Genomic DNA, 23,680 nt, shown 5'->3' with positions numbered 1-23,680 from the left:
CGCGCTGGCGCACAGGGTGACCGCGATCGTCGCGACGAAGATGGCGTAAAGCGGAGGCTTTTGTGGGAGGGGCTGAAACCCCTCCCACAAAAGACCTCGGCAGACCGCGGCGAGTGGGCAGGATCGCTCAGGGGCGCGAACGCGCTTCGAGATTTGCCGCGTCGCCTCAGCCCGCCATGGTCCGCAACACCCGCCGCGAAGCGTTGAAGCGGCCGCCGAAGCGCGCAATGCCGTCGGCGCGCAGGCGCGGCGCGTGCTCGCGCAGGTAGTCGTCCAGCGCGGCCTGATCGCGCAGGCGGTAGTGCACGCACCACGCGGCGCGGCCGGGTTCGGCCACAGGTTCCTCCACCGCGTGCAGGTGGGCGTCGATGAAGCCCGGCAGCGCGCACAGCTCGCGCATGTGCGGACGCAGCCAGGCCAGATAGTCGTCGGCGATGGTGGCGTCGAGGTCGAGATTGACCTCGTAGATCAGCCCGCCGCCGATGGCGTCCACGCCGCTCACATCTGCACGATCGCGCTGATCGCCAGGAACACCGCGGCCATGCTCATCAGCACGAAGTACAGCGAACCCACCACCGTGTAGCGGATCAGGGTCAGCGGCCAGCCGTTGCCGTACACGCGCTTTTGCATGATCAGCAGATAGATCGGCATCCACGTCCACAGCAGGCCGATGCCCAGGCCGCTGATCCAGCCGAAGCCGCTCCAGTGCGGCGTGATCACGCCGCCGAGCAGCATCAGCACGAACATCGCCAGCAGCAGCAGGCACAGGTAGACGTGGCTGTACAACGCGATCGCCAGATGTTCCAGATAGCCGCGGCCCGAGCCCAGGTAGGCCAGCTTCAGCAGCAGCGCGAACAGCGGCACCATCAGGAACAGCGCGGTCGGGACGGCGCTGATCATGGCGCGCACGTAAAGCCAGGGCTCCTTCGTCAGCCGCTTGATGTTGGCTTCGCCGCGGCCGACCTGCTTGTTGAGCCAGTCGTTGGCGAACTTCGGCCACCAGGTGACGATGAGCGGATTGGTCGTCGCGCTCCAGGGCTTGCCGTTGAACGACAACGGATCGCCGATGTCGTCGCAATCGGGTTCGCCGTAATGGTCGAAGTCGGACTTGCGCACGTTGGCGCCTTCGCTGGCCACCGCGTGTTCGCGCTGTAGCTGGGCGATACGGCAGCCGGCTTCGGCATTGATGGTGCGGATCTTGTTGCCGCGCGCGATCGCCATGTCCGACTGCGCTTCCCACTTCGCCGGATCGTCCTGCATCGTCTGGGCGATGCGGGCGTCGCGCGCGCTTTCCACCTCGGCCAGGGTCTTGGCCTGGTTGATGCTATCGCTTTCCGAAGTGGCCGCCGCGCGCTGGCCTTCGGCCTTCTGCGCGGCGACCTGCGCGCCATCGAGCTGCATTTCCATGCGCAGCGTGTCGATGCGCTTGTCGGCCTGGCGGTTGAGCCCCTGGATCGACTTGTCGATGGCGCCGCGCGCCTCGGCCGGCACCTGGGCGCTGGCGGCCTGCAGCTCCTTGAGCGTGCGCGCGCGCACTTCCTCGACCTCGGCGATGCTGTCGGCTCGCCTGATCAAACTCTTGGAGTTGCCCAGGCGGACCGTGCCTTCCTGCAGATTGGTGATGTTGACGAACTGGTTGGTTTCGTCGATGTGGATCGCGAACTTGGCGACGAAGAAGGTCAGCACCGAAACGATCACGAACAACCGCAGCGGCGCCACATAGCGCACGCGATGGCCGGCGATGTAGTTGCGGGCGACCCGGCCCGGCGAGAGCAGATCGCGCAAGGTGCGGAAAATGCGGCCGTCCAGGTGCCAGAAGGATTCGAACACTTCCTCCAGCGCGTGGCCGACGTGGCGGATCGGATTGACCACCGACTGGCCGCACTCGTAGCAATAATGCCCGTGCAGCGGGGTCTTGCAGTTTTCGCAGTGGGTCAGGTCGTGCTGGCCGTGGGCCGAATGGCCGCCGGCGTGGCTGGAGTCTGAAGAAGAAGTTGCGCTCATTGGCGGTCGAGTTAGAGGCTCCCCGGCCTTCACTTTCGAGCGGGTAAGATAGCCGTCCGCCGCGACCCGGCGCCAGCGCCCTAGACCGGATGCGCGGCCGCAGTCGTGCCGTTGGTCCCGCACAATGTCCGCGTCATCGCCTTCCCTCTCCCGCGCCGGCCTGGCCGGCGAGATCCGCACGACCCTGGTCCTGGCCGCGCCGCTGGTCGCCGGCCACGTCTCCACCGGCCTGATCGGCTTCGTCGATAACACCCTGGCCGGCCACCACAGCACCACCACGCTGGCCTCGGTGACGATCGGCACCGCGTTGTGGTGGCTGCCGATGATGGTGCCGATCGGCACCTTGCTGTCGGTGCCGCCGTCGGTGTCGCAACTCGAAGGCGCCGGCCGGCGCGGCGAGATCGGCGCCTTGTTCCGCCAGGCGCTGTGGATGGCGGTGTTGCTGAGCGTGTTTTTATTTGCGTTTCTGACCTTCATCCCGCACGCGCTGGCGGCGATGGGCATCGCCGCGGAGATCATTCCCGGCGCGCGCGACTTCCTCCACGGCATCCGCTGGGGCGTGCCGGCGCTGACGCTGTTCTTCTGCATGCGCTATCTCAGCGAAGGCCTGCACTGGACCTTGCCGACCATGCTGCTCAGCGCCGGCGGCCTGCTGGTGCTGCTGCCGTTGGGCTACGTGCTGACCTTCGGCAAGTTCGGCCTGCCGGAAATGGGTGCCGGCGGTCTGGGCATCGCCTCGGCGGTGATGCTGTGGGCGCAGGCGATCGGTTTCTTCCTGGTGCTGCGCAGCGCCAGGCGCTTCGCCGACCTGCGCTTGTTCGAGCGCTTCGACAAACCGCATTGGCCGACCATCCGCGGCCTGCTCGCCACCGGCCTGCCGATCGGCGTGACCGTGCTGATGGAAGGCAGTCTGTTCATCGTCACCGCGCTGCTGATCGGGCGCCTGGGCGAGGTGCCGGCGTCGGCGCACCAGATCGCGATCAACCTGTCCGCGTTGTGCTTCATGGTGCCGATGGGGCTGGCCGAGGCGACCACGGTGCGGGTCGGCCACGCGCTGGGCCGGCGCGACTACGCCGGCGTGCGCTATGCCGGGCTGGCCGGGTACGCGATCGTGATCGGCACCCAGCTGGTGTCGGGCATCTTGCTGCTGAGCGCCAACGAACTGCTGGTGAGCTTCTACACCGCCGACGTCGCGGTCGCGACCCTGGCCGCGTCCTTGCTGCTGTATTCGGCGATGTTCCAGTTCCCCGACGGCATCCAGGTGCTCTCGGCCGGCGCCCTGCGCGGGCTCAAGGACACCCGGGTGCCGATGGTCCTGGCCGCGCTGGCCTACTGGGGCGTGGGCATGCCGGTGGGCGCCTACCTCGGCCTGGGCCTCAACTGGGGCCCGAAGGGCATGTGGATCGGCCTGATCGCCGGCCTGACGGTGGCCTCGGTGCTGCTGTGCGCGCGGTTCATCCGCTCCAGCCAGCCCGACCGGCTGGCCGCGCGGATGGCCAGCGAGGCGCCGCACGAAGTCGATCCGCACGAAACCGGGTGCACCTGAGGGCGGGAATGGGAATCGGGAATCGGGAAAGGCAGAAGCGGGGAATCTCGGCTTTCGCCCTTGATCTTCCGATTCCCCATTCCCGACTCCCGATTCCCGGCCTTCACAGTTACGAATGGCGGGTGAAACCCCGCCCCGTGCCGGGTTAGTCTGAGCCGTACACATGGAGCCTGTGCCAATGAACGATACCTCCCCACGTCGCGGGCCTTTGGCCCGTTTCTTCATCGGCGTCTGGGACACGATGAACTTCACCCGCCGGTTGGTCTTCAACCTGCTGTTCTTCGGTTTCCTGCTGTTTTTCCTGGCCGCGCTGAGCCTCGGCGGAGGCGTCAAGCCGTTGCTGGAACGCACCACCCTGGTGATCGCCCCGGAAGGCGCGCTGGTGGAGCAGTACAGCAGCGACCCGGCCTCGCGCGCGCTCAGCCGCGCCTTCGGCGACAAGACCCCGGAAGTGCAGCTGCGCGACGTGATCCGCGCGCTGGACGCGGCCAGGGACGACAAGCGCATCGAGCGCGTCGTGCTGCGCCTGGACAAGCTGCAGGGCACCGGCATGGCCTCGCTGCGCGATGTCGCCGCCGCGGTGGCGCGGGTGCGGGCGAGCAAGAAGGAAGTCATCGCCTTCGCCGAAACCATGGACCAGAAGCAGTACCTGATCGCCGCGCAGGCCAACGAAGTGTTCCTCGACCCGATGGGCGGGATGATGCTCGAGGGCCTGGGCCGCTATCGCCAGTACTACCGCGAAGGCCTGCAGGACAAGCTCGGCGTGGACGTGCACCTGTTCCGCGTCGGCGAGTACAAGTCTGCCGCCGAGCCGTACATCCTCGATGCCGCCTCGGAAGACTCCAAGACCGCCGATCTGTTCTGGATGAACGACCTGTGGACGCGGTATCTCGACGACGTGGCCAAGGCGCGCAAGCTCAAGCCGGCCGACCTCATCGCCTCGATCGACGAACTGCCGCAGCGGCTGGACGCGGTCAAGGGCGACATGGGCAAGTACGCGCTGGGCCTGAAGCTGATCGACGGGCTCAAGACGCGCGAAGAAGTCGATGAGATGCTGACCAAGCGCGGCGTCGCCGACGAAGACGCCGAAGGCGGCTTCCGTCAGATCGCCATGGACGCCTACGTCGCCGGCCTGGATCGCACGCTCAATCCGGCCGACCAGCGTCCGCAGGTCGCCATCGTCGTGGCTGCGGGCGAAATCAGCGGCGGCGAGCAGCCGCCCGGTTCGATCGGCGGCGTGTCCACCGCGGCGCTGCTGCGCGACGCGCGCGACGACGAGAACGTGAAGGCGCTGGTGCTGCGGGTGGATTCGCCCGGCGGCGAGGTGTTCGCTTCCGAGCAGATCCGCCGCGAGATCGTCGCGCTCAAGGCCGCCGGCAAGCCGGTGGTGGTGTCGATGGGCGATCTGGCCGCTTCGGGCGGTTACTGGATCTCGATGAACGCCGACAAGATCTACGCCGATCCGTCGACCATCACCGGTTCGATCGGCATCTTCGGCATGATCCCGACCGTGCCGCGCGCGCTGGAGAAGATCGGCGTGCACACCGACGGCGTCGGCACCACGCGCTTCGCCGGTTCCTTCGACATCACCCGGCCGCTGGCGCCGGAAGTCGGGCAGGTGATCCAGACCATCATCAACAAGGGCTACGCCGACTTCACCGGTCGCGTCGCCGCCGCGCGCAAGAAGCCGGTGGAAGAGATCGACGCGATCGCCCGCGGCCGCGTGTGGAGCGGCGCGCAGGCGAAGGAACGCGGACTGGTCGATGACCTGGGCGGACTGCAGAACGCGATCGACGACGTCGCCGCGCGCGCCAAGCTCGGCAAGGCCGGCGACTACCGCGTGCGTTACGTGGAGAAGATGCCGTCGCCGTTCGAGCGCTTCTTCGCCGGCTTCGCCTCCAGCAACGCCGGCAGCGCGCTGCTGGGACGTTCGGACCTCGCCCGCGGCCTGCTGGCCAAGGCGTTGCCGCAGACCGCGTCGGACCTGCGTTTCGTCGAGAGCGCGATCAAGCCCACCAGCGGCGTGCCGGTGAAGGCGCTGGCGTATTGCTTCTGCGAGCTGTGAGGCTTGCGTCCCTCTCCCGCGATGCGGGCTGAGGGGCCGCGCTTGCTAGCCATGGGCTCGCGCGGCACCGAACATCCGAACGCTATGCGTTCGGGCGGGGCTAGGGTGGTGAGGGCGGTGCGCCCGGGCTTCGCGGCGAACTGAGCCGACAGCGTCGGGGCTGAAGCCCCTCCACAAAAGCTTTCGAAAGTCACTCGAAATTCCAAGTGCGACTTGGGCTCCCTCTCCCGCTGCGCGGGAGAGGGCTGGGGTGAGGGCCGCGCTACCGGCCTCAGCGGCGAACTGAGCCGAAAGCGTCGGGGCTGAAAGCCCCTCCCACAAAAATTCTCACGCGAACCGAGCCGGCGGCCCGCCTGTCGCAGCCGCCCGGCATCCGCGGCCGACTCAACCGCCGGCGGCGTCGATCGCGTCGCGGGTGTGTTGCGCGCCCTCATCGACCGCGCCTTCGACCGCCTTGGCCTTCTGGATCGGCTGCTGGATCGCATCGTGCATCTGCGTGGCCTGCGGATCGACCGGGCGCTCTTTCTCCGGCGGCTGCGGCTTGGAGCACGCGCCCAGCGCGCAGCACAGCGCGGCGCAGGCCAGGGTGGATACGATCCGGCTGGGGTTCATCGCGGCATCCTCGGGACGGTCCGGCCGTTATGCTACGCCGGTCGCGCGCCTCGCGCGTCGAACCACGGCACGGTCACTGCATACGGAGAACCTCATGGACCCCAAGCGTTGGCGATTGGACGGGCAACTCGCGCTGGTCACCGGCGGCAGCGCCGGCATCGGCCGGGCGATCGCGCGCGAACTGCTGGGCTTCGGCGCCGACGTGCTGCTGGCCGCGCGCGACGCGACCGCGCTGGAATCGGCGCGGGCCGAATTGCTCGAGGACTTTCCCGAACGCGAGGTGCAGGGTTTCGTCGCCGACGTCGCCGACGACGAGCAGCGGCGCGAACTGCTGGACTGGGTCGAGGACTTCGGCGAAGGCCTGCACATCCTGGTCAACAACGCCGGCGGCAACCTCAGCAAGGCCACCACCGACTACACCGAGGACGAGTGGCGGCAGATCTTCGAGATCAACCTGTTCTCGGCCTTCGAGCTGTCGCGCTACGCCTACGCGCTGCTGACCCGCCACGCCGCCTCGAGCATCGTCAACGTCGGCAGCGTCTCGGGCAACCTGCACGTGCGCACCGGCGCGCCCTACGGCATGAGCAAGGCGGCGATGCACCAGATGACCCGCAACCTCGCCGTGGAATGGGCCGAGGACGGCGTGCGCGTCAACGCGGTGGCGCCGTGGTACATCCGTACCCGCCGCACCTCCGACAAGCTGGCCGACCCGGATTATCTCGACGAAGTGCTGCTGCGCACGCCGCTGGGCCGCATCGGCGAAGCGGAGGAAGTCGCAGCAGCGGTGGCGTTCCTGTGTCTGCCGGCGTCGGGCTACATCACCGGCGAATGCATCGCGGTGGACGGCGGGTTTTCGCGTTACGGGTTTTAAGCGGCGCAGGCCGACGAAGCGTTAACACGCCGCCACCGCGTAGCGTTGAAGCTGTGAATCGTAGTGTCGCAGTGCGTGTAACAGTGATGATCCGCGCGACCGCGGACGGATGTGTGAGGCGATCAGGCATGCCAGGCTCGCCGCTATTTGCGCAACGAGCGCAGACAGAAGCCCGGCGACTGCGCAGTTGCTGGCACCGCAGTCGGCTTACTTGCCGCAGGTACTCTCAGTCACGATCCGCTGAATCCGCGCGACTTCCGCCGCCGATGCGTCGCGGCTGTCGCCGCGGCCGAAGCGCAGCGCGGACTGGGCTTCGCGCAGGCGCTGTTTCCAGTTCTCGCACAAGTGATCGTCGGCGATTCGCTGGCATTGATCATTGACCATTTCGCAGGCCACGCCGGTGCCGCTGCCGACGCTGCCCAGGCCGGTGGTCTGCAACTGCGCGCAGCGCTGCGGCGGCGTGCCGTCGTCGTTGAGGTAGCGGCTGCCGTCGTAAGTGCGGCATTCGAACAACACCGGCGGCGGCAGGCGGTCGGCGTCGGCGATGGTCGGGCCGGCCGGCGCTTTCGGCGTCGCCGGCCTGGCGGAAGGCTTGGCCGTGCCCACCGATGGCAACTGCGAGGACACTGGCGGATGCGGCGGCGGCGCGTTGGCCGGCGCGTAGGGCGCGACCGGCGAGGTGACGAAGGTCGGCGGCGCCGACGACACCGGCGCGTCTTCGATCACGCGCTTTTCCTGCTGGCTGCCCTTCGGGCACGGGGTGTTGTTCTGCACCGTCAACTGGCCCAGCGCGTCGGTGCAGCGATAGATGACGACCTTGCCTTGTGCGTGGGCGCCGGCGCTGGCCAGCAACAGCAGGGACACGAACCACACGCGCATCAGTAAGCTCCGCAATCGGCGTTCAATTGCGCGTCGATGACGCGCTGGTCCAGGGTGATCTGAGCGCGCTCGCTTTGCAGCGCGCTGTTGTAACGGCGGTCGCCGTCATAGCGGCGGTCGCGCAGGCGCGAGCACACTTCCTGCTGCGGCAGCTGCCGGCATTCGTCGCGCACCAGCTGGCTGCCGTAGTAGACGCCGTAGCCGTAATCGTAACCGCCGGAATAATAGCCGCCCGAACGCGCGGTGGCGGCGTACTGGACGTTGCCGTGGCGGCCGGACACGGCGATGCGCGCGCTCGGATCGCCCAGGCGCGGCTCGCGCGCGCCGATGCGGCTGCCCAGCGAAGTGCCGGTGCTGTAGACCGGCACGCCGTAGCCCAGATCGACGATCGGCATCATCCGCGGATTGCCGTCGCCGTTGCTGCTGGTGTAGCTGCTGCCGTCCGGCCGCACGCAGTCGTACATCGCCTGCGGTGTGCGCATCATCAGCACCTGCGGACGGGAACTGGCCGCGGGGCGGGGCGAGGGCGTGGCCGAGGCTTCGACGACGCGCGGCGGTGGATCGACCGGGCGGGTCATGGTCAGGGTCTGCTGGCGCTGGCCGTTGCCGCAGGGCGTGTCGCGCAGGCTCAGCTGGCCGCGATCGTCGGTGCAGCGGTAAATCAACACGTCGGCCGCTTGCGCTTCGCCGGCGCTCGCGCCGCCGAGCAGCGTGCCGGCCGACAGCAGCCCGGCCAGGGCGGCCGGTGCGAGACGGGAGCGACGGGCGCGGGTGGAGTTCATGCGCGCATCTTGCGCCTCCTCCGCGTTAGGGGAAAGTCGAATTGCGTCATGGATTCGCGGATTTACCCGCCGCTCATCGCCGCCACACCAGGACCAGCACGCCGCTACCGACCATCAGCAGCCCGAGCCATTCGCGCGCGCTGGGCCGGTCGCCCAGGAACACCACCGCGAACAGCGCCGCCAACACCACGCTGAGCTTGTCCACCGGCACCACCTGCGACACGTCGCCGAGCTTGAGGGCGCGGTAGTAGCACAGCCATGAGGCGCCGGTGGCCAGTCCCGACAGCACCAGGAACAGCAGCGAACGCGCCGGCAGAGTGCGCGGATCGACCCACTGTCCGCTCATCGGCACCAGCAGCGCCAGCACCGCGACGATCACCAGGGTGCGGACCAGGGTCGCGTAATCGGCGCTGACGCCCTGCACGCCGACTTTGGCCAGCACCGCGGTCAGGGCCGCGAACACCGCCGACAGCAGCGCCCAGACCGACCAGGCGGGCAATGAGTTCATGGCTGCGCTCCGAAGCGGACGGCCCGAGGATAGCGCCGGGCGCGTCGCAGCCGGGTCGGCGTGGCGGCGCGCTCGGCGCGGAAGCGGGGCAGAGTTGGGGAGGGCGAATCGCCGCGCTCAGGCGCGCAGCACCTCGCCGGTCGCGGCCAGGCGGATCGGCGTCGGCGCGGCCAAGCCGCCGGTTTCGCCCGCGCACACGCCGTCGCTGAGCGCGAGCATGGCGCGATCGAGTTGGTCGCGCTGGAATGCCGGCGGGTGGCCGGCGAGGTTGGCGCTGGTGGAGACGATCGGGCGCCCGTGCGCCTGGCACAGCGCCCGCGCCTGCGGATGCGCGGTGACGCGCACGGCGACGCTGTTGTGATCGCCGCGAATCCAGTCGGGCACCGCGGCGGTCGCCGGAACCGCCCAGGTGTTCGGCCCGGGCCAGCTGGCGCGCACCGCTTCGGCGCGTTCGTCCGCCAGGGCCGGCCAGTCGATCAGGCCGTCGAACTGCTCCACCGATGCGGCGATCAGGATCACGCCCTTGTCCATCGGCCGTTGCTTGATCGCCAGCAGGCGCATCACCGCGGCGCGGTTGTCGGCATCGCAGCCGATGCCCCAGACCGCCTCGGTCGGATAAACGATCACACCGCCGCGAGCGAGCGCGGCGGCGGCCTGTTCGATGCTCAGGTCGGTCATGCGGAGATCAGCGCGGTGGCGACGGCGCAGTGTCGCATGCCGGCTCGGGCGGCGGCGTGCGCGTGCGGCTGCGGCGCCGCGGGATTGCACAGTCCGCGCGCGCTGCGAAGGCGCGATGGCCTTCGCAACGCCCATGCTCCCTCTCCCGCGGCGCGGGAGAGGGTTGGGGTGAGGGCCGCGTCACCGCCCTCGCCGGCGAATCGCGCGCGACCCGCCGCCGCGCACTTCAATCGCCGATATCAATGATCGTGATGAGCATGCTCATCGGCGAACGGCTTGGCCGATTCCGGCAGCCGCACATCGAAGGCGTAGGAGCGGTTGCCGCTCAGATAGACGCGATTGTTCGCCCCGTCCTTCGCCTGCACCTGACCGCCGCGCTGCTCGCCGATGCGGGCGAAGCGGGCGCGTGCGTTGACTTGTTCGGCGACCTTGCGCGGCCAATCCACCACCGAGGTTTCACCCGCGCCGAGCACGGTTTCGATCTTCTCCGCATCGCTGCCGTCGGCGTTGAACACGCGCAGCGTTACCGAGGTGCCCGCCGGATAGTCGTTGACGACGTTCAAGTTGCCCGACTCGCGCCACGGCGATTTCGCATCGGCGAGCGAGTTGGTGAAATTGACGTCCATGCAGGTGTAGAACGCCTCGGTGGAATCCGAACGCTGCCAGGTGTTGTAGATCACGTGGCGGCCGGTGCGCGCCGGCAGGGTGCAGGTGATGTGGTAGTTGTTGCCGGCCGACAGCGGCACCGAGCCGGTCTTGCAGAACTGCTGCAGGTCGCCCCAGCGCAGCGTGCTATTGGGGTTCCAGCCTTGCGACGTCACGTAGAACGTCCAGTCCTTGGTCGCGTGCGGCGCGGTGGCGTAGAAGGTGAAGGTGTAGCTCGAACCCGAGCGCACGTTGCTGGTCTGCCAGTCGCTGCGCACCACGTTCAGGCCGCGGAAGGTCGAGTTGTTGCCGCCGCACAGCGTACCGTCGGGCACCACGGCGCGATGGTTGCTGTTGGCATTGGCCTGGTTGATGCCGTTCCAGTCGTAGAACAACTGCGAGCCGGCGACCGCCCATGCGGCGCGGCAGGCCGGATCGGTCGGGTTTTCCTTGTTGCCCAGGTAACACTTGTAGATGCGGCTCTGCGGATTGACGAAGGTGCCGTGCGCGAATGCGGACGACACGGGCAAGGCGGACGCGCACACGGCGACGGCGGCGCTGAGCAGGGAAAAACGTTGGACGCGGTTCATGACGACTCCTGTCGATGGGATAGGTGAACAACACCCCCCAGCAGGTTTCGTGATGGCGACCGCGCGCGCGATTGAGATCGCGTCTCGACGGGCTATGGCCCGTCGGGCCTGCCCTTATTCGCGGCCGATCCTAGTGGCGGCGGCCGGCCGAATCTGTGCGACCGGTCGCCTGCGGCGCATGGATCGATGCGTTGTCGTCGATGGGATGCCGGAAACGGAAGCTGCGTCACGGCTTGGAGGCGCGGCTGCGACAGGGTGTCGCTGGCGTTTGTTGCAGCGCGTCGGGCCTTCAGGCCCGACCGGCGAGGCGACGAGTCCCCAAATGAAACGGGCGCCAAATCGGCGCCCGTTTCATCAGCCGCATCGCCCGACCGCAGTGGCGATTGATGCGCGATATCGCGGCGATTACTTCGCCGCGACTTTCTTGACGACCTTCTTCACCGCTTTCTTGCTCGCGGTTTTCTTCGCGACCTTCTTCGCGGCTTTCTTCGCCGGCGCCTTCTTCGCCGCGGCTTTCTTCACCACCGCCTTCTTGGCCGGCGCTTGACCATCGTCGGTTTTCTTCGCGACCTTCTTCGCCGCCTTCTTGGCCGGTTCTTTCTTCGCCGCGGTCTTCTTGCCGAAACGCCCGCGCATCGGCTTGCCGGTGTCTTCCATCAGCTTGATCACTTCTTCCAGGGTCAGCGAAGCGGGTTCGCGATCCTTCGGAATGCGGCCGTTGAGCTTGCCGTCGCTGATGTAGGGGCCGAAGCGGCCGTTGAGCACCTGGATGTCGCTGCCTTCGAATTCCTTGATGATCCGGTTGCGCGCGATTTCTTCCTTTTCCTCGATCAGGAATACCGCGCGCGCCAGGTCGATGGTGTACGGATCGTCTTCTTTCTTCAGCGAGGCGTAGACGCTGCCGCGCTTGGCGAACGGGCCGAAACGGCCAACGCCGACGCTGACTTCCTCGTCCTTGTCCAGGCCCAGCTTGCGCGGCAGCTTGAACAGCTCCAGCGATTCCTCGAGCGAAATCGTGTGCATGCTCTGGCCGGGGCGCAGGGACGCGAAGGTCGGCTTGTCCTCGTCCTCGGCGGTGCCGATCTGCGCATACGGCCCGTAACGGCCCAGGCGCACGCTGACCGGCTTGCCGCTCTTGGGATCGGTGCCCAACTCGCGCGCGCCGGTGGCTTCGCTGCGATCGACCGATTCCTTTTTCTCTTCGACCAGTTGCTTGAACGGTCCCCAGAACCGCTCCATCAGCGGCACCCATTCTTCTTCGCCGCGCGACACCGCATCGAGCTCGTCTTCGAGCTTGGCGGTGAAGTCGTAGTCGACGTACTGGGTGAAATGCCCGGACAGGAACTTCGACACCGCGCGGCCGACGTCGGTCGGGCGGAAGCGGCGGCTGTCGAGCTCGACGTATTTGCGGAACAGCAGCGTCTGGATGATCGAGGCGTAGGTCGAGGGACGGCCGATGCCGTATTCCTCGAGCGTCTTGACCAGAGAGGCTTCGGAGAAGCGCGGCGGCGGCTCGGTGAAGTGCTGGTCGGCGTGAATCTGGTCGAGCGGGATGCGGTCGCCGACTTTCATCAGCGGCAGCTTGCGGCCTTCGTCTTCGTCCTCGGCGGCCTTGGCGTCCTTGCCTTCCTCGTACACGGCGAGGAAGCCCGGATCGATCACGGTCGTGCCCGAAGCGCGGAAGCTGTGCTCGGCGCCGGCGGCGAGATCGACGCTGACGGTGTTGAGCGTGGCCGGCACCATCTGCGAAGCGACGGCGCGCTTCCAGATCAGTTCGTACAAGCGGCGGCCGTCGTCGTCGAGAAAACGCGCGACCTGCGCCGGCGTGCGCAGCGCCGCGGTCGGGCGGATCGCTTCGTGCGCTTCCTGCGCGTTCTTCGACTTGGTCTGATAGGTGTTGGGCTTGTCGGGCAGCGCCTTGGTGCCGAAGTCGCGCGCGATCACGTCGCGGATTTCGGCGATGGCTTCCTGCGACAGACTCACCGAGTCGGTACGCATATAACTGATCAGGCCGACGGTGCCCTCGTCGCCCAGCGCCATGCCCTCGTACAGCTTCTGCGCCACGCGCATGGTGCGCGAGGTGGTGAAGCCGAGCTTGCGCGAGGCTTCCTGCTGCAGGGTCGAGGTGGTGAACGGCGCGGCCGGGCGGCGCTTGCGTTCCTTGCTGGTGACGTCGGTGACGTGCAGCGCGCCGTTGGCGGCGGCGACGATGCGCTTGCGCGCGTCCTCGGCGGTGGTGCCGTCGGTGATGGTGAACTGCTCGAACTTCTTCCCGTCGAACTTGTTGAGCTTGGCGGTGAAGGCCTGCTGCGGATGCGCGCACTCGGCTTCGATCGACCAGTACTCGCGAGCGACGAAGGCTTCGATCTCTTCCTCGCGCTCCACGATCATGCGCAGCGCCGGCGACTGCACGCGGCCGGCGGACAGGCCGCGTTGCACCTTGCGCCACAGCACCGGCGAGAGATTAAAGCCGACCAGGTAGTCGAGCGCGCGGCGCGCCTGCTGCGCATCGACCAGGTCGCTGGCGATCTCGCGCGGATGGCTCATCGCTTCCTTGATCGCGCGCGGCGTGATCTCGGTGAACACCACGCGCTGCAGCGGCTTGCCTTCCAGCAGGCCGCGTTCGCGCAGGATCTCGCCGATGTGCCAGCTGATCGCCTCGCCTTCGCGGTCCGGGTCGGTCGCGAGGAAGAGGTTGTCGGCGCTCTTGGCGGCCTTGGCGATCGCGTCTACGTGTTTCTCGTTCTTCTCGATGACGGCGTAGTCCATCGCGAAGTGATTGTCCGGATCGACCGCGCCCTCTTTCGGCACCAGGTCGCGGACGTGGCCGTAGGAGGCCAGAACGGTGAAGTCCTTGCCGAGGTACTTGTTGATCGTCTTGGCCTTGGCGGGCGACTCGACGATGAGGAGGTTCTTGGCCATTGCTACTCCGCAGGCCCGGGGCGGGGCGCTGCTCGACTGCTTGCTTGTGTTGGGGCGGCTTCGTCGGCCGGGGCCGTGCGAGGCGGAATTTAAGAAGACGACGCCCGCAGCGTTCGGCCGCGGGCGTTCAGGTTTCCTTTTCTAGTGGAATCATGAGGCGGCCGAGGCTGTCAAGCCCGGCCTCCCGGAAACGCCAATAAAGTGGCACCGAAATGCTTGAAGATGGCGTGATGGAGTGTGCCCTGTTCAGGTTTCATCGCGCTGTGACGCTTTCGGCGAGCCGGTCAATGACCGGCCGCCGCGACCATCGCGCCGAACGCTGCGAGCCCCACCACCAGCAACCACATCAAGCCTCCGAGGATCAGCACGACCCAGGCGACCGGGCCGAGACTGCGCTGCTGCATCTGCGGACGCGCAGTGTAGGCCCAGCGGTCCACGACCTGGGTCTTGGCGATCATGTCGTGCAGGCCGCGCTTGCCGTCGGTGAAGGCGATCAGCAGGAAACCCACGCACAAACTGGCGTAGGACAGCAGGCTGGCGGCCCAGCGGCCGAGCGCGCGCATCCGGGTCAGGCGCCGGCCTTCGCTATCGACGACCTTGACCCCGACCGCCAGCTTGCCCAGCGTGGCCTGCATGGCCGAGGACTCGAAACCGACGTAATAGGCCACGCTGATCAGGCCGATGATCACGTAGACCGCCACCACCAGCATCCATACCCCCGCGCCGGCGTTCTGGGCCCAGGAAGCGGCATCGCCGCCGAACAGGCCGGAGGCGAATACGAGCACGAACAGCATCGTGCTGACGGCGTAATAAGTGATGCCGATCAGCAGCGAATCGATGACGTACGCCGCCAATCGCTTCCAGAAGCCGGCATGGACGACTTCCAGTCCCTGCACCACGGTGGTGTCGTCGGCCACGCCGGCGCGCGGCGCGGCATAGGGCGAATGCGCCTCCGGGCCGGCCGGGGCGGTGGTTCCGGATGGGCTTGTGGCGGCGTCGGCGGAGGTGGCCTGCGACGGCGTCGCGGCGCTGGCCTGCACAGGCGCCGCGGCGTGGCTTTGCGCGGAATCGGGACTGGCGGCGCGCGGATCCTGGCGCTGTTCGGCCTCGGCGCTCGCCGCGGCGATGGCTGCTGCGGCGCTCGCGCCGACCGCTTCGGCGCTGCCGGGCGCCGGGGCGGAGGCGGTTGCGGGCGCTGGCGAGCCGGCGGGGGCGAAGCCGGGATCGGCGATCAGTTCGACCGCCATTTCGCGCCACGGCCGCCATTGGCTCATGCCGTCGCGCCAGACCAGGATGTCCGCGCCCAATTCGCCGCGGCGGTGGCGTTCGATCATCGCCTCGCCGTCCAGCGGTCCGTGCCGGTTGCGCTCGCTGTCGCTGTAGTACCACTGGGTCATCGCGAATCGGGGCCTGGGTCGCTGCGGTGGTCGCCATGATGCCACCGCGCCGAGGCGAACCGGCGATGGGTCGGGCGAAGCGCAAGACATCGCGCCGGCCCCGGCTTGCGCTCAGGGCGGCGCGATCGGTGCGGCCGGATCAGCCGCCGCGGCAGTTCGCCGGCAGCGTGGCCTGTTTCTCGATATCCGAGCCGCAGGTCCAGCTCAGGTTGGCCGGGTCGAAGGACTGCCAGACTTTCTTGCCGTCGAGTTGCGGCGTGTTGAAGCCGCGCAGCTCGATCTGGATGCCGCACTGGCCGCTGTCCTGCATGCGGCCGAACTCGATCGAGGCGATCTGCGCGGTCGCATAGGCCTCGGCGGGGCGGAAGCCGGGCGAGGCGTTGTTCGGGCAGCCGTCGTGGGCGAGGTAATGCTCGGCGACCTGGGTCTTGTACGGGCCGGTCGCGGCCAGCGCGGCCATGACCTTGGCGCGGAAGGTGTAGTCCTGGTACGCCGGCAGGGCGATCGCGACCAGGATGCCGAGCACCGGAATGGCCAGCACCGCGAGCACGATCAACACGATCACGCAGCCCGACAGGCCGCGCTTGGGAGCCGGAGCGGGCTGACGGCGGGCGACGTGGGCCGGGGCGTAGTCGGCCGGGCTGACGCTGCGCTGGGCGTGATTCTGCGCCGGCGCGGAGGCGGCCGCGTCGTTGCCGTCGGTGGTGTAGTGCGGCGGTTCGGGCAACGGCGGCGGCACGACCGGCGGCGGGGGCGGCGACAGCAGGTCGTCGTCCAGGCCCAGTTCGGCCGACAGCCGTTCCAGCGGCTGCCATTCGCGCAGGCCTTCGCGCCACAGCAGGGTGTCGCGGCCGATGCGGCCGGTGCGGAAGTGGCCGCGCAAGGCGTCGGCGTCGATGGGGCCGACGCGGCCCTGGGCCGGGTCGTGGTAGTACCAGTTCGTCATGTGCTCCCCCTGCGGATCTCGCGATCGTCCTTGTGATGGCTTGCGCCGGCGCGGGCAGCGTCGCGGGCGCGCGACTCGCCTGACGGCCAGCGTCGCGCAGCACCCATGGCATGCGCGAGAGGCATGAAACTAGCACGGAGTTCGCAAAACGCTATTCGCCCGGCATGGGCGGTGCGTATTGCGCGACGGATGGGAGCGAACAATGCGCCCGTCGCGCAAGCATGACGGCCGGATGCAGGGCCGTGGCGTGATTCAAGGACGAAACCCGCCGCCGCGAACCGCTCGCGGCCGCGGCCGGTGTCAGTGCACCGGCTCGGGCTCGTCCTCGAACATCTGCGTTTCCATCCAGGCGTAGGCCGCCTCGGAGCCGGGCTGGTTGAACAGCACCATCAGCACGACCCATTTGAGGTCGTCCAGGTCCAGCTCTTCCTGGTCCAGCGCCATCGCCCGGTCGAGCACGAGTTCGCGCTGATCGGCGTCGAGGATGCCGTGTTGTTCCAGGAACAATAGGAAGCCGCGGCATTCGACATCGAGCTTGTCGAGTTCCGGGCCGAAGTAGATCCGGGTCGGGCCGCCCACGCGCGGAGCACTGACGCTGGGCCGTTGCTGAGCCAGCGCATCCAGCCATTCGATGGCTTTGTTGATCTCGGCGGGACTGAAACCGGCCTGGCCCAGTTCATCGAACAGGGGGCCGCTGCGGAGCGAATCGCGGTCGCGGACAAGGTCCGCATCGTCAGTGAAGTAATGCTCGAACAGGTACAGCAGGACGTCCAGGATGCTCTCTTTCATTTCCCTCGGCCTGCGCCGCATGCGGCGCGGTGGGTCAGGAGTTGCTGATTGGCCGGGTGAATCGCCGGTGGGTGGACACCGATTCAGATTCAGCGGTTACGGAAGTAACGGCCGTGCTGCGCCGCGACGAGACCCTCAAGCTCCATGACCAGCAGCATGGAGGACAGTTCCGCAGTCGTCAATCCAGTACGTTCGACGAGTTGATCCATACCGGTAGGGTCGTGGCCCAGCGCGTTCCACAAGGACTGGTAGTCGGGGTCGGCGAAATCTGAAGGCTCGGCAGCTCCTGAGACGGGGCTGGAGCCATCGTGATCGCCGTGTGTGACCAGCGCGTGGCCGAGGTTAATGGGGGCGGCCAGACGGCGACGCAAGCCGTCGGCCAACTCGGCCGCCATCGGTGCCAGCGCGGCCACGACTTCCGAGGCGCTTTCTACCAGGCCGGCGCCTTCGCGGATCAGCCGGTGGCAGCCGCGCGCCAGCGGGTTGTGGATCGAGCCGGGCACGGCGAACACCTCGCGCCCGCATTCGCTGGCCAGGCGCGCGGTGATCAGCGCGCCGGAGCGCTCGGCCGCTTCGATCACCAGGGTGCCCAGGCTCAGGCCGGCGAGGATGCGGTTGCGGCTGGGGAAGTGTTCCGGCCGGGCCGGGGTGCCGGGCGGGTACTCGCTGACCACGGCGCCGTCGGCGGCGATGCGCTGCAGCAGCTCGCCGTGGCGGCGCGGGTAGGCCAGGTCCGGCCCGGTGCCGAGGACGGCGACGGTCAGGCCGCCGGCGTCCAGGGCGGCGCGATGGGCGGCGGCATCGATGCCGGCGGCGAGGCCGCTGGCCACAGCCAGGCCCGAGCGCGCCAGCGCGCGGGCGAAGTCGGCGGCGTTGTCCTGGCCGCCCGGGGTCGGAGAACGGCTGCCGACCACCGCCACCGCCGGATGCCACAGCAGTCCCGGCTCGCCGGCCACGAACAGGGCCAGCGGCGGATTGGGCGCGCGTCGCAGCAGCGCCGGGTAATCCGGGCTGGTCCATTCGATCAGGTGATGGTTGCTATCGCCCAGCCACGCCAGCAGCCGTTCGCCGGTGTCGCCGGGCCAGCCGGCCGCGGCCCAGGCCGCCGCGTCGGCGGGCGCGCGCAGCCGCGCGATCTGCGGTGGCGACAGCTCCGCCGCGGTCCAGGCGCGGGCACCGGCGGCGAGCGCGGCGGCGGCGCTGCCGTGCTGCTCCAGCAAGCCGCGCCGGGCCGCGCTGGAGCCGCCCGCGGCGAGCAGTAGCAACGTGGCGATGGGGTCTGGGGCGGCGGCAGCGGTCTGGTTCATGCCCCAGCCTAGTCCGCAAACGACGACGGCGCCCGAAGGCGCCGTCGCGTGGTGTTGTAGGAAAAGCCCGCGGGCTGTTCCGTGGACTCAGTACGGCGAGTCCGGATGCTTGAGCTCGTAGCCGACCTTGGTCGGACGCACGCCGTCCATGATCAGGGCGTAGCTGACCTTGTCGAAGGTGCGGAACACCATCGCGTGGCCGGAGAACTCGTCGGGCAGACGCACGCGCGAGTTCTTGCCGTACAGGTCCTCGGAGCGGTCCGGGCCGATCTTGACCCGGTCCGGCACGCGGCTGCCGACGCGCCAGGTGGAGAACACCGTGCCGTTGTCGATGCCGTCGCGGGCGCCGACCGACAGCGCGATCACGTCGCGCGGACCGCCGTTGCGGACCAGATCGGCGACCGACAGGACCTGGGCGCGACCGTAGTCGAACTGGGCCTTGGGCGGATGCGGGAAGAACTGCAGATCGTAGGGCTGCATCTCCACCGGGATCAGGCGGTCGCCGACACGGATTTCGCGGCCGGTGTCGTCGATCACGAGGGTGGACGCTTCCATGCCGCCCACGGCGCCGCGGCTCAGGGTGCCGGTGGAGACCTGCATCAGCTCATAGCCGAGCAGCTCGCGGCCCTTGTCCGGCACGACCACGTCGGTCCAGATGGATTCGAAATCCACCGTGCGCTTGCCGCGGAAGTCCAGGTCGGCGGCGCGCATGATGTCGCAGCAGGCCTTGCGGTCCAGGCGGGTGTAGCGCTGGGTCGGGCGGACCACGGCGAAGCGGGTGCCCGGGCTCTGCTCGGGCAGGCCCTTGATGTAGGCGACCTGGCCCTGAGTCACGCGCAGGCGGTCTTCTTCCAGGCCGACCACGTAGGGCAGCTGTTCGAACTGCTCGACCACGCGCAGGTTCTTCAGGAACGGCTCGATCTCGGCCAGCGGCACGCCGGTGATCGGGGCCTCCTGGCGCGGACCGGGCTGGACCTGGGCCGCGGCGACGCGGTCGAGGTACGCCAGCGAGATCACGTCGCCGGGATAGATGAGATGCGGATTCTTGATCTGCGGGTTGGCCTGCCAGATTTCCGGCCACAGCCACGGTCGCTTGAGGAAGCGAGCCGAGATATCCCACAAGGTGTCGCCCCGCTTCACCACGTAAGTGTCGGGGTGGTCGCCACGCATTTCCGCCGCGAGGGCGTACGTAGCGACAGTCAGCAACGCGGCGGCGAAAACCGCGCGGATCGGTTTAAACATGGCGGCCATCTACCTGATTCCCCTTCCAGGTTTGCCCTCTGCGGGCACCCGGACTATAGCTCAGAAGGTGCGAACACTAGCAGGCCTTTGCAGCCTATAACGGGGGTACAATGCAACCAAAGCTTGCGTATGTGACCCACGCCCCCATTTTCGGTGCCCTATGGCCGTCTTATCCATTCTCGAATTCCCCGACCCGCGATTGCGCACGAAAGCGGTGGCGGTCGATCCTGCGCGCGTGACCCAACCGGAGTTCCAGCGCCTGCTCGACGACATGTTCGAGACCATGTACGAATGCCCCGGCATCGGCCTGGCCGCGAGCCAGGTCGATGTCCACCAGCGCTTCATGGTCATCGATGTGTCGGAAGAAAAAAACCAGCCGCTGGTGTTCATCAACCCGGAGATCCTCGCCCGCGACGGCGAGCAGGTCTACCAGGAAGGCTGCCTGTCGGTGCCGGGCATCTTCGCCGATGTGACCCGCGCCAACGCGATCACGGTCAAGGCGATCGGCCGCGACGGCCAGCCCTTCGAGCTGAGCACCGACGGCCTGCTGGCGGTATGCATCCAGCATGAGATGGATCACCTGGAAGGCAAGTTGTTCGTCGATTACCTCTCGCCGCTCAAGCGCGAGATGGTGCGCAAGAAGCTGGCCAAGCAGCGTCGGCAGTCGGCTTAAGGCCGGAAAACAGTGGGGAGGAGTGAGGAGTGAGCAGGTATCGCGCCGCTCAATCCGGCTTCCAGCGCTCTCGTCAAAAGCGTTGCCTTCGCCGGTACGATTGACCGGCCGAATCAGCACCGGCGCAGTGAGGAAAGAGCAAGCGCGGCTTGCTCCACAGCGCAAAACAGATCGTCCGACCTCGCGTGCGCACCCGCACGCGGCCCGCTTTTCTCACTCCTCACTCCTCTCAACTATTTACTCCCCCATGCGCCTAGTTTTCGCCGGTACCCCCGACTTCGCCGTTCCCGCCCTGCGCGCCGCCACGCTCAAGGGCGAGGTGGTCGCCGCCTACACCCAGCCCGACCGTCCGGCCGGGCGCGGGCGCGAGATGTCGATCTCGCCGGTCAAGCGCGAGGCGCTGCTGCGCGGCATCCCGGTGCTGCAGCCGGAGAACTTCAAGGCCGCGGTCTCGCGCGAAGCGCTGCGCGCGCTGCAGCCGGACTTGCTGATCGTGGTCGCCTACGGCCTGATCCTGCCGCAGTCGGTGCTGGATATTCCGACCTACGGCTGCTGGAACCTGCACGCCTCGCTGCTGCCGCGCTGGCGCGGCGCCGCGCCGATCCAGCGCGCGATCGAAGCCGGCGATCGCGAAACCGGCGTGTGCCTGATGCAGATGGAGAAAGGCCTGGACACCGGCCCGGTGCTGCTGGCCCACACCACCGAAATCGGCGAGAACGAAACCGGCGGCCAGTTGCACGACCGCCTGGCCGAGATCGGCGCGCAGGTGCTCAGCGACGGCCTGGGCCTGCTGCGCGCGGACCTGCGTTTGAACCCGTGGATCCAGCCCGAGGAAGGCGTGACCTACGCGCACAAGCTCGACAAGGCCGAGGCGCGGCTGGACTGGAATCAGCCCGCGACCGCCTTGGCCAACAAGGTGCGCGCATTCAACCCCTGGCCGATGGCCGATGCGCTGATCGCCGGCGAACGCGTGCGCGTGCACGGCGCCATCGCCTTGCCGCTGGAGCACGGCGCCGAACCGGGCACGGTGCTGCAGGCCGGCCGCGAAGGCATCGACATCGCCTGCGGCCGCGGCGCGCTGCGCATCCGCGTGCTGCAGCGCGAAGGCGGCAAGGCGATCACCGCCGCCGATTACTTGAACGGCCGCCGCGATCTCGCGGCGGCGCGCTGACATGAGCGCCGGACGGCAACCGCCGAAAGGTCCGCCGCGCGACGGCGAGGCGCGGCCCGTGCGCGGCCGCGTGCGCGATCCGGGTTCGCTGGATGCGCCGCGTCCGGCCGCGGCGAAAGCCTCCGGCGAGCGCGCGGCGAAAACGACCGGACCGGAGCGGCGCGCCGCGCAGCGACCGGCTGCTGCGCGATCCGAATCCGCGCGTAGCGATTCCAGCAAGCCGACCGAGGCCAAGCGCCGGGTGCCCGGCCAGCGCGGTTCGGCGCGCGGCGCATCCGACGGCGCCGATCGCGGTAAGCGTTCGACTGGCGCCAAGCCCGCGTCGGCAAGACTGGCCTTCGCCAAACTCGACTTCGAAAAGCGCCGCGCCGACCGCCGCGCCGCGCAGAAACGCGGCGCTGGCGAAACGGCCGAAGCGGGCAGCGGCGAAAGCGACGTCTCTACCGAGCATTCCTCTCAACCGCAGAGTGCAAGCCCGCGCTCGGCGCCGCGATCCCGCCCTGCATCTTCCGCCGCCGGCGCTCGCGATCCCTACGCGCGCAGCCGCGGCGCCGCGACGCGCCCGCCGCCGCTGTCCGACAGCGCCCAGCCCGGCGCGCAGTCGCGCGCCATCGCCGCGCGCGTGCTCAACGCGGTGCTGCATCGCGGGCGTTCGCTCAAGGCCGAGCTCGCCGTCGCCCTGCCGGCGCTGGCCGATCCGCGCGACCGCGCCCTGGTCGAGGCGATCTGCTTCGCCGTGCTGCGCCAGCCGCTGCGCTACGAGGCCGCGCTGACGGCGTGGATGCCGCGGCCGCTGAGTTCGCGCGACGGAGAACTGCGCGCGCTGCTCTACACCGGGCTGGCCCAGCTCGATCCGCTGCAACTGGCCGCGCACGCCGCGCTGGATGCGACGGTCGAGGCCGCGCGCCTGCTCGGCCATCCGCATCAGGCCGCCCTGGTCAACGCGCTGCTGCGCCGCGCCCAGCGCGAGGGCCTGCCGGTCACCGACCCGCGCCATTCGCATTGGCCCAGTTGGCTGCGCGGCATGCTGCGCAAGGACTGGCCGGAACACTACGACGCGATCCTCGCCAACAGCGGCACGCCGCCGCCGATGTGGCTGCGGGTCAACCGCGCGCGCGTCGCCCGCGAGGACTATCTGGCCGGCTTGACCCTGGCGGGGATCGAAGCCAGCGCGCCCGCCGCTCCGGCCGACGCGCTGCGCCTGGACGCGCCGTTGCCGGTGGCGGCCCTGCCGGGTTTCGCCGACGGCGAGGTGTCGGTGCAGGACGTATCCGCGCAGCGGGTCGCCGACGCGCTGGCGCCCGCGCCGGGCGCGCGCGTGCTCGACGCCTGCGCCGCGCCCGGCGGCAAGAGCGCGCACCTGCTCGAACGCGACCCCGGTCTGCGCCTGACTGCGCTGGACATCGACGTCGCCCGCCTGCACAAGGTGCGCGCGACCTTGCAACGCGCCGGCTTCGACGCCGCCGCCGGCGAGCGCATCGAACTGCGCGCCGCCGACGCCGCCGACCTGGGCGCCTGGTGGGACGGCACGCCGTTCGACGCGGTGTTGCTCGACGCGCCATGCTCGGCCACCGGCATCGTGCGCCGGCAGCCGGACGTGGTGTTGCACCGACGCGAGTCCGACATCGCCGCCCTTAGCCTGCTGCAGGCGCGGCTGCTGGATGCGCTGTGGCGCACCGTCGCGCCCGGCGGCGTGCTGCTGTACGCGACGTGTTCGATCCTGCGTCAGGAAAACGACGCCCAGGTGCGCGCCTTCGTGCAACGCACCGCCGATGCGCGGGTGGAGCCGCTGGACGCGAGCTACGGCCACGACTGCGAAGTCGGCCGCCAGCGCCTGCCCGGCGAGGACGGCGGCGACGGTTTCTTCTACGCGCGCCTGCGCCGGACCGGTTAGCTCGCGCCGCTGCGCGTTCGCCCGGCGGGGTTTCGCCGGTGTTTTCCTCGTGCCGGCGGGCCTGCAGTGGCGGCCGGCATTAGATGAGCCAAAGGTGAGCGGGCGCCCAGATGCCGGCTTTCCCCTCTCCACCCGGCCCAGGCCGCTGCGTATTATTTC

20 protein-coding genes are annotated in these 23,680 nt (G+C 68.8%); 6 read left to right on the top strand and 14 right to left on the bottom strand.

The window, feature by feature from the left end; translation table 11 throughout:
- Window positions 1–166: 166 nt before the first annotated feature.
- Together LG3211_RS26590 and LG3211_RS22650 are read right to left on the bottom strand one after the other, a co-directional pair.
- Window positions 167–502 carry a DUF4286 family protein gene (locus LG3211_RS26590; RefSeq protein ID WP_057944818.1) on the bottom strand — a complete coding sequence of 112 codons (336 nt, stop codon included), beginning with the start codon at window positions 500–502 and terminating at the stop codon, window positions 167–169.
- A complete protein-coding gene (locus LG3211_RS22650) occupies window positions 499–2,004 on the bottom strand; it encodes a DUF3667 domain-containing protein (RefSeq protein WP_057944817.1) in 1,506 nt (501 codons plus the stop codon). The genes LG3211_RS26590 and LG3211_RS22650 overlap by 4 nt, the downstream gene beginning before the upstream one ends.
- Before the next feature lie 124 nt (window positions 2,005–2,128).
- On the opposite strand from LG3211_RS22650, the gene LG3211_RS22645 reads away from it, so the two are divergent.
- Window positions 2,129–3,550, top strand: coding sequence for an MATE family efflux transporter (locus tag LG3211_RS22645; RefSeq protein ID WP_057944816.1), 1,422 nt, complete (start codon window positions 2,129–2,131; stop codon window positions 3,548–3,550).
- A gap of 178 nt (window positions 3,551–3,728) precedes the next feature.
- Window positions 3,729–5,615 (top strand): signal peptide peptidase SppA, encoded by a 1,887-nt coding sequence (gene sppA, locus LG3211_RS22640; RefSeq protein WP_057944815.1) that lies wholly within the window; start codon window positions 3,729–3,731, stop codon window positions 5,613–5,615.
- Between the two features lie 384 nt (window positions 5,616–5,999).
- Here sppA and LG3211_RS22635 read toward each other — a convergent pair whose 3' ends face one another.
- Entirely contained in the window at window positions 6,000–6,227 is a 228-nt protein-coding gene (locus LG3211_RS22635; RefSeq protein WP_057944814.1) for a hypothetical protein, read from the bottom strand.
- Window positions 6,228–6,321: 94 nt separating this feature from the next.
- On the opposite strand from LG3211_RS22635, the gene LG3211_RS22630 reads away from it, so the two are divergent.
- Window positions 6,322–7,098 carry an SDR family oxidoreductase gene (locus LG3211_RS22630; protein WP_057944813.1) on the top strand — a complete coding sequence of 259 codons (777 nt, stop codon included), beginning with the start codon at window positions 6,322–6,324 and terminating at the stop codon, window positions 7,096–7,098.
- 207 nt (window positions 7,099–7,305) lie between these two features.
- On the opposite strand, the gene LG3211_RS22625 is transcribed toward LG3211_RS22630, so the two are convergent.
- From LG3211_RS22625 to LG3211_RS22575, 11 genes are all read right to left on the bottom strand, one after another.
- Window positions 7,306–7,977, bottom strand: coding sequence for a DUF4124 domain-containing protein (locus tag LG3211_RS22625; protein WP_057944812.1), 672 nt, complete (start codon window positions 7,975–7,977; stop codon window positions 7,306–7,308).
- Window positions 7,977–8,759: a DUF4124 domain-containing protein gene (locus LG3211_RS22620; RefSeq protein ID WP_057944811.1), complete on the bottom strand. Its 783-nt coding sequence runs from the start codon at window positions 8,757–8,759 to the stop codon at window positions 7,977–7,979. The genes LG3211_RS22625 and LG3211_RS22620 overlap by 1 nt, the downstream gene beginning before the upstream one ends.
- A 73-nt stretch (window positions 8,760–8,832) precedes the next feature.
- Window positions 8,833–9,267, bottom strand: coding sequence for an EamA family transporter (locus tag LG3211_RS22615; protein WP_057944810.1), 435 nt, complete (start codon window positions 9,265–9,267; stop codon window positions 8,833–8,835).
- 117 nt (window positions 9,268–9,384) lie between these two features.
- Window positions 9,385–9,945 (bottom strand): L-threonylcarbamoyladenylate synthase type 1 TsaC, encoded by a 561-nt coding sequence (gene tsaC / locus LG3211_RS22610; protein ID WP_057944809.1) that lies wholly within the window; start codon window positions 9,943–9,945, stop codon window positions 9,385–9,387.
- 239 nt (window positions 9,946–10,184) lie between these two features.
- Window positions 10,185–11,180 (bottom strand): lytic polysaccharide monooxygenase, encoded by a 996-nt coding sequence (locus LG3211_RS22605; RefSeq protein WP_057944808.1) that lies wholly within the window; start codon window positions 11,178–11,180, stop codon window positions 10,185–10,187.
- A 405-nt stretch (window positions 11,181–11,585) separates the two neighbouring features.
- Window positions 11,586–14,102, bottom strand: coding sequence for a DNA topoisomerase I (locus LG3211_RS22600; protein ID WP_057944807.1), 2,517 nt, complete (start codon window positions 14,100–14,102; stop codon window positions 11,586–11,588).
- 284 nt (window positions 14,103–14,386) lie between these two features.
- Entirely contained in the window at window positions 14,387–15,499 is a 1,113-nt protein-coding gene (locus tag LG3211_RS22595; RefSeq protein ID WP_057944806.1) for an RDD family protein, read from the bottom strand.
- Between the two features lie 139 nt (window positions 15,500–15,638).
- Window positions 15,639–16,445, bottom strand: coding sequence for a pilin (locus tag LG3211_RS22590; RefSeq protein ID WP_057944805.1), 807 nt, complete (start codon window positions 16,443–16,445; stop codon window positions 15,639–15,641).
- A 300-nt stretch (window positions 16,446–16,745) separates the two neighbouring features.
- The gene (locus LG3211_RS22585; RefSeq protein ID WP_057944804.1) at window positions 16,746–17,234 is read right to left on the bottom strand and encodes a DUF494 family protein; all 489 of its coding nucleotides are present in this window, start codon (window positions 17,232–17,234) and stop codon (window positions 16,746–16,748) included.
- 89 nt (window positions 17,235–17,323) lie between these two features.
- Window positions 17,324–18,541: a DNA-processing protein DprA gene (gene dprA / locus LG3211_RS22580; protein WP_057944803.1), complete on the bottom strand. Its 1,218-nt coding sequence runs from the start codon at window positions 18,539–18,541 to the stop codon at window positions 17,324–17,326.
- An 87-nt stretch (window positions 18,542–18,628) separates the two neighbouring features.
- A complete protein-coding gene (locus LG3211_RS22575) occupies window positions 18,629–19,783 on the bottom strand; it encodes a LysM peptidoglycan-binding domain-containing protein (RefSeq protein WP_057945684.1) in 1,155 nt (384 codons plus the stop codon).
- 160 nt (window positions 19,784–19,943) lie between these two features.
- On the opposite strand from LG3211_RS22575, the gene def reads away from it, so the two are divergent.
- The 3 genes from def to rsmB all read left to right on the top strand — a co-directional run bounded on the left by def (window position 19,944) and on the right by rsmB (window position 23,521).
- Window positions 19,944–20,456 (top strand): peptide deformylase, encoded by a 513-nt coding sequence (def, locus tag LG3211_RS22570; protein ID WP_057944802.1) that lies wholly within the window; start codon window positions 19,944–19,946, stop codon window positions 20,454–20,456.
- Window positions 20,457–20,703: 247 nt separating this feature from the next.
- On the top strand, window positions 20,704–21,627 hold the full coding sequence (gene fmt, locus LG3211_RS22565; RefSeq protein ID WP_057944801.1) for a methionyl-tRNA formyltransferase: 924 nt from the start codon (window positions 20,704–20,706) through the stop codon (window positions 21,625–21,627).
- Between the two features lie 571 nt (window positions 21,628–22,198).
- Window positions 22,199–23,521, top strand: a complete 1,323-nt coding sequence (rsmB, locus tag LG3211_RS22560) for a 16S rRNA (cytosine(967)-C(5))-methyltransferase RsmB (protein ID WP_057945683.1) — start codon at window positions 22,199–22,201, stop codon at window positions 23,519–23,521.
- The last annotated feature ends 159 nt before the right edge of the window (window positions 23,522–23,680 follow it).

The organism is Lysobacter gummosus (genome assembly GCF_001442805.1).
Lineage (GTDB): Bacteria > Pseudomonadota > Gammaproteobacteria > Xanthomonadales > Xanthomonadaceae > Lysobacter > Lysobacter gummosus.
This window is presented reverse-complemented; position numbering and strand designations above follow the sequence as displayed.